The sequence below is a fragment of the Bradyrhizobium sp. P2_E8 genome, from assembly GCF_056403875.1.
In genome coordinates this window covers 1-5,593 of record NZ_JBFUES010000480.1, presented here as the reverse complement: position 1 = coordinate 5,593, position 5,593 = coordinate 1, and the positions used below count along the sequence as shown (strand labels likewise).

5 protein-coding genes are annotated in these 5,593 nt (G+C 64.2%); 2 read left to right on the top strand and 3 right to left on the bottom strand.

What is annotated here, in order from left to right:
• Positions 1-1,905: TOMM precursor leader peptide-binding protein (locus tag AC1D00_RS24195; protein WP_477012379.1), on the top strand; the 1,905-nt coding region annotated here is incomplete at its 5' end.
• 95 nt (positions 1,906-2,000) lie between these two features.
• A complete protein-coding gene (locus tag AC1D00_RS24190) occupies positions 2,001-3,377 on the top strand; it encodes a SagB/ThcOx family dehydrogenase (RefSeq protein ID WP_477012380.1) in 1,377 nt (458 codons plus the stop codon).
• Between the two features lie 47 nt (positions 3,378-3,424).
• On the opposite strand, the gene AC1D00_RS24185 is transcribed toward AC1D00_RS24190, so the two are convergent.
• The 3 genes from AC1D00_RS24185 to AC1D00_RS24175 all read right to left on the bottom strand — a co-directional run.
• Positions 3,425-4,285: an ABC transporter permease gene (locus AC1D00_RS24185; RefSeq protein ID WP_477012378.1), complete on the bottom strand. Its 861-nt coding sequence runs from the start codon at positions 4,283-4,285 to the stop codon at positions 3,425-3,427.
• Positions 4,282-5,211: an ABC transporter permease gene (locus tag AC1D00_RS24180; RefSeq protein WP_027542831.1), complete on the bottom strand. Its 930-nt coding sequence runs from the start codon at positions 5,209-5,211 to the stop codon at positions 4,282-4,284. The genes AC1D00_RS24185 and AC1D00_RS24180 overlap by 4 nt, the downstream gene beginning before the upstream one ends.
• Positions 5,211-5,593: oligopeptide/dipeptide ABC transporter ATP-binding protein (locus AC1D00_RS24175; protein WP_477012377.1), on the bottom strand; the 383-nt coding region annotated here is incomplete at its 5' end. The genes AC1D00_RS24180 and AC1D00_RS24175, both read right to left, overlap by 1 nt.

Sequence of the window (5,593 nt, the reverse complement as noted above, 5' to 3'; positions counted from 1 at the left end):
CCCTTGGAGATCGCGGAACAAAATCTTCGCAATTGCCCCGTCCAGGTCGAGTCGATTGACGTCAAAGGCGCTAAGGAGCTGACCGCGGCGTTGAGCAAGCTCGGCGTTCAAATCGCCAAGCGAGCGCCGAAGTTCACGATCACGCTGACGAACGACTATCTCGACCGGCGACTTGCTGAACTGAACCAGGAACGTGTGGCCGGCAAGACGCCCTGGTTGCTGGTACAGCCATCCGGCCCGTTTCCGCTGGTCGGGCCCGTGTTCAAACCGGGCGAGAGCGCCTGCTGGACCTGCCTGTTCGATCGCATGATCCGCAACCGGGAGATCAAGGGGTTTCTTGACCGGGGACCGGCGCGTGCGGTTGCCATATCGCCTCTCGTCAGAGAAAGCGTCGGCCAGGCTGGAATCCATTTTGCGGCCGTCGAGATCGCCAAGGCAATTGCCTCGGATTTTCGCACCGATTTGTGCGATCACATCGCAAGCTTCGACCTGACCGGCGCCGCCATCGCCAAGCACTACGTGACGCGACGTCCGCAATGTCCGACCTGCGGCAACAGGAAGCTGAACAACCCGCGCCGATCTCCGGCCCTGGTCGAGATTGCCGAGGGCAAGAGGCTCGTCATGACCAGCGGTGGATATCGCACCGTGACGTCGCGGTCGACCGTGTCGCGCTTCCGCAAGCATGTGAGCCCACTGACAGGGGTGGTGACCAGGCTCGAACGAATCGACGTCGACCTGCCGATGAACACCAACTACTTCGCCCAGCACAATTTCTCCGCGCCGGCCCACAGCATCGACCAGCTCAGGTCTGGATTGAGCGGGGGCAGCTTTGGCAAGGGCTCGACCGCCGAGCAGGGCGAAGCCAGCGCGCTGATGGAATCGATCGAACGCTATTCGGGCATTTTCCAGGGCGATGAGATCAGGACGACGCGTCGATTTGCCGATTTCGCGCCTGGCGACGCGCTTCTTCCCAACGATATCCAGCTCTTCAGCGAAACGCAGTTCAAGAACAGGTTTCTCCAGCAACCGGACGATCCCCATCCGGTTCCCGAGCCGTTCGATCCCTCGACGAGGACCGATTGGTCGCCGGTCTCATCGTTGCGCGACAAACGCTTCAAATATCTGCCGACGGGCCTCCTGTACTTCTTCTATGGCGGCTTTCATACGGATTCCAACGGCTGCGCGGCCGGCAACACCCGCGACGAAGCAATTGTCCAGGGCTTCCTCGAACTGATCGAGCGCGATGCCTACGCAATCTGGTGGTACAACCGGGTGCAGCGCGCCACGGTCGACCTCGAGCAGTTCGACGATTTCTATGTCCGGGATCTCCAAACTCAATTTGCAGAAGCCGGTCGCAAGCTGTGGGTGCTCGATATCACCACTGACCTCGGCATTCCGACTTACGTGGCGATCATGCACTGGATGCAGGATGGACACGAGAATATCGAGTTCGGCTCCGGCGCGCATTTCGACCGCCGTATAGCCCTGCTGCGCTCCCTCACCGAGCTGACCCAATTCATGTCCGTCAGCATGATGGGTGGTGCGAGCGGCGAGAAGCCGACCCTCGACGGTGTCACACCGTTGCGTCTGGAAGACTACCCGTTCCTGACACCGAGCGATTGCCCTATCGTCCCCCCAGCGCCGAGCCTCAAGCTTCACGACAATACGCGGGACCAGGTCATCGCCTGCGTCGAGATCGCAGCCCGTGCGGGCTACGATTTCCTCGTCCTCGACCAGACGCGACCCGACGTCGAGGTTCCGGTCGTCAGAGTGCTCGTTCCCGGCTTGCGTCATTTTTATCGCCGCTTCGCACCGGGCCGCCTTTACGATGTGCCGGTGAAGCTCGGATTGTTGGACCGGCCGCGACCGGAAAGCGATCTGACTTCATTCCTCCCACACACCTGAAGGGTTGCTCTTTCGTGCGCGCTCCCCGGAAAAAGCCGACCAGGAAGATCGCGCCAGACATTGCCGCCCGATTGAGCCATCACTTCTCCCTCCAGATGCAGCCGGACGGAAACATCGCCGCCTTTCTGGGCGACTATTCCGTCAACCTCGGGCAATTCAGCGCGGCCGCGATGGACTGCGCGCGACATCTGAGCACCGGCCTTCCGCTCGCTTCGTTTGCTGGCAAGAGCATCCTCGCCAGGGAAATCGACGCCCTGGTGCATCGCTTGGCCCGGCAGGGGCTTCTGGAATACCGCCTCTCCTCTTCGCGTAACACGCAGGACTTCGTGGTCATCGAGCCCCAAGTCCCCGAATACTGGCCGCGGCGCGCGAAGCTGGGCAGCCGTGACACCATTGTGCTATCGCGCTTTGCCTTTCTGCGCCGGCGCGGCAACGAGTTGGTGCTGGAATCGCCACGCGCCGGCGCGTTGTTCCGGATTGGCGATCCCGCCATCGCCGCCACCCTTGCTGCGCTGTCGCAGCCTCGGAAGATCGGCAAGCTTAACCAGAAGAAAGCTTCCTCCACCCTCCATCTGCTCGAACTGTTGCTGGACAGCCAGATCCTGCTCAAGCTCGATGCGAAGGACGGACAAGGCCTGCGGGTGAACGAAGGCGACGGCAACCTCGTACTCTGGGATTTCCACGATCTGGTGTTTCACACGCGGAGCACGGAGGGTCGGCAAGCCAATCCGGTCGGCGCCGCCTTCACCTATGCCGGCGTCGTTCCGCCGCCGCCGGCGGTGCGTCCGCCCTGGGCCGGCAGCAAGATTGACCTGCGCAAATTCTCCTCCCCGGAGCCGAACTCTCTCTTCCCAAAGCTGTTGCGCGAACGCCATTCAACACGGGATTTCGACGACAAGAATCCGGTCACGCTCGGCGAACTCGCGCAGTTTCTCGACGCCACCGCGCGCGTCGTGTCCGAATGGAAGAGCGAGCCGTATTTCGAGGGCGGTTCCGGCGTCACCTACAGCACAAGGCCATACCCGTCGGCGGGCAGCGCGTACGAGCTGGAATTGTACCTTACCGTCGCGAACTGCGACGGGCTTGCGCGCGGACTCTACCACTACGATGCAGGGAGCCACGCGCTAGTCGCGATCAGCGCTTCCCCCCAACAACTCCAGGCGCATTTGACGGCTGCCCAGTTCGCCATGGACGCGCCGGGTCAGCCACAAATCCTCATCACGATCGCGGCGCGTTTTGGCCGAGTCTCCTGGAAATACAGCTCAATCGCGTATTCGTTGATCCTGAAGGATGTCGGCAGCCTGATTCAGACGCTTTACTTGGCGGCGACCGATATGGGCCTCGGCGGCTGCGCCATTGGCAGCACCAACATCGATCTGTTCGCAAAGATGACGGAGTTGGAATTCCATATCGAGGGCCCGGTCGGTCAATTCGCGCTCGGGCGCGGCAAAAAACCGGAGGTCCAAGGCTAGAAGCGGGTGTCCGACGGCAAATCGGCGCACGCCTCAAGCCAGTCGCCCTATTGCAGGGTCGGATCGAGCCGGTCGCGCAGCCAGTCGCCGATCACGGAGACCGCCAGCGTCGTGACCACGATGGTGGTCGCCGGCGCCAGCATGATCCAGGGCGCCCGGGTGAGGTATTCGCGGCCATAGCCGACCATGTTGCCGAGGCTGGTCATCGGCGGCTGCACGCCGAGGCCGAGGAAGGACAGGCCCGATTCCATCAGGATCACCTCGGGGAACACCAGCGTGGTCGAGACGATCAGGGTTGAGGCGATGTTGGGCAGGATGTGCCGGAGGTAAACCCGGGATGGCGTCGCGCCGAGCTGGCGGACCGCGGCGGCGTAGCCTTGCGCATTGGCGGAGATCGCCAGTCCCCGCGCGATGCGGGCATAGCGCTCCCAGCCAAAAAATCCCATCAGGCCGATCARCAGCGGCAGCGAATTGCCGAAGAAGGCGAGCACTGCGAGCGCCATGATCAGGAAGGGCATGCTGGCCTGGAAGTCGGACAGCATCAGCACGAGCTGCTCGACAGCCCCGCGGAAATGCGCGGCGAGGAAGCCGAGCGTGGTGCCGACGATGGCCGAGATCGCGGTCGCGCCGAACGCGATCAGGAGCGAGATGCGGATCGAGACGAGGAGGCGCGACAGCACGTCGCGGCCGAGCTCGTCGGTGCCGAGCCAGTGCGCGACATTGCCGGGCGCAGCCAGACGATTGCGCAGGTCGAGCTGGGTGAAGCCATACGGCGCGATCTTCTCGGCGAGGGCCGCGATCACCAGCATCGCGACGATCCAGCCGACCGCAAGCGCGACAGACAACGGGATCGCAGGCAGGCCGATGCGGCGGCGGACAGCGGTGTCCTTCAGCGTCGCGTCGGTCATGCATGCGCTCCCTTGGCGCGCAGCCGCGGATCGAGGAAGCCGTAGAGGAAGTCGACGACCAGGTTGGACGTGACCATGGTCAGCGCGACCAGCAGCAGGATGCATTGCACGACGGCGAGGTCGCGGTTGGCGACGGCGACGACGAGCAAGCGCCCTACCCCCGGCCACGAAAACACGCTCTCGACCACGACGGCGCCCGCGATCAGCGTTCCCACCATGAAGCCGAGAATGGTCACCGTCGGGATCGCCGCGTTCGGCAGCGCATGCGAGGTCACCACCTTGCGCCACGGCACGCCCTTGGCGGACGCCGTGCGGATATAGGGCTGGCCCAGCACCTCCAGCATCGCGCTGCGGGTGAAGCGCGCCAGCACGGCTGCACCGCCGAGGCTCAGCGTCGCGATCGGCAGGATCGCGTGGCGCCAGCTGTCCTGTCCGCCCGACGGCAGCCATCCCAGCTGCACGGCGAAGACGAGCACCAAGAGCAGCGCGAGCACGAAGCTCGGCACAGTAAAGCCGGCGACCGCCGTCATCATCACGGCACGGTCGATCGCAGAGCCGCGATGCAGCGCGGCGTAGATGCCGGCGGGAATGCCGAGCGCCACCTTGAAGACGAAGGCCGGCAGCGTCAGCGCCAGCGTCGCCGGAATTCGCTCAAGCACGAGCTCGATCGCGGGGCGGCCGTCGCGCATGGAGCGGCCGAGTTCGCCCTTGGCGATGGCGCTGAAGTAATCGAGATACTGGAACCAGATGGGATCATCGAGGCCCCAGGCTTTGCGGAAGGCTGCGATGACCTCCGGTGGCGCTTCCGGTCCCAGGATCATCAACGCAGGATCGCCTGATAGCCGCAGCACGACGAAGGCGAAGGTGACGACCAGGACGATCGTCAGGGCCGCGCGTCCGATCCGGATGGCAAGATAACGCCCCATCACGCGGCGTCCCGCGTTTCGACCTGCGGACCCGTCACCAGATGGCAGGCGACCTGCCTGTTTCCGCCGACGGCCGAGAGAACCGGCACCTCGCTCGCACAGCGCGCGATCGCACGCGGGCAGCGCGGATGGAAGGCGCAGCCCCGGGGACGCGCGGCCGGGTTCGGCGGATCGCCCGCCAGCACGATGCGGCCCGCGCTGCGGCGGCCCGGCGCCGGCGAGGCCGAGACCAGTGCCTGCGTATAGGGATGCTCCGGCCGCGCGAACAGATCGTCGGCGCTGCCGATCTCGACGATGCGGCCGAGATACATTACGGCAACGATATTGCTGATCTGCCTGATAACGCGCAGGTCGTGGCTGATGAAGAGCAGCGTGAGACCAA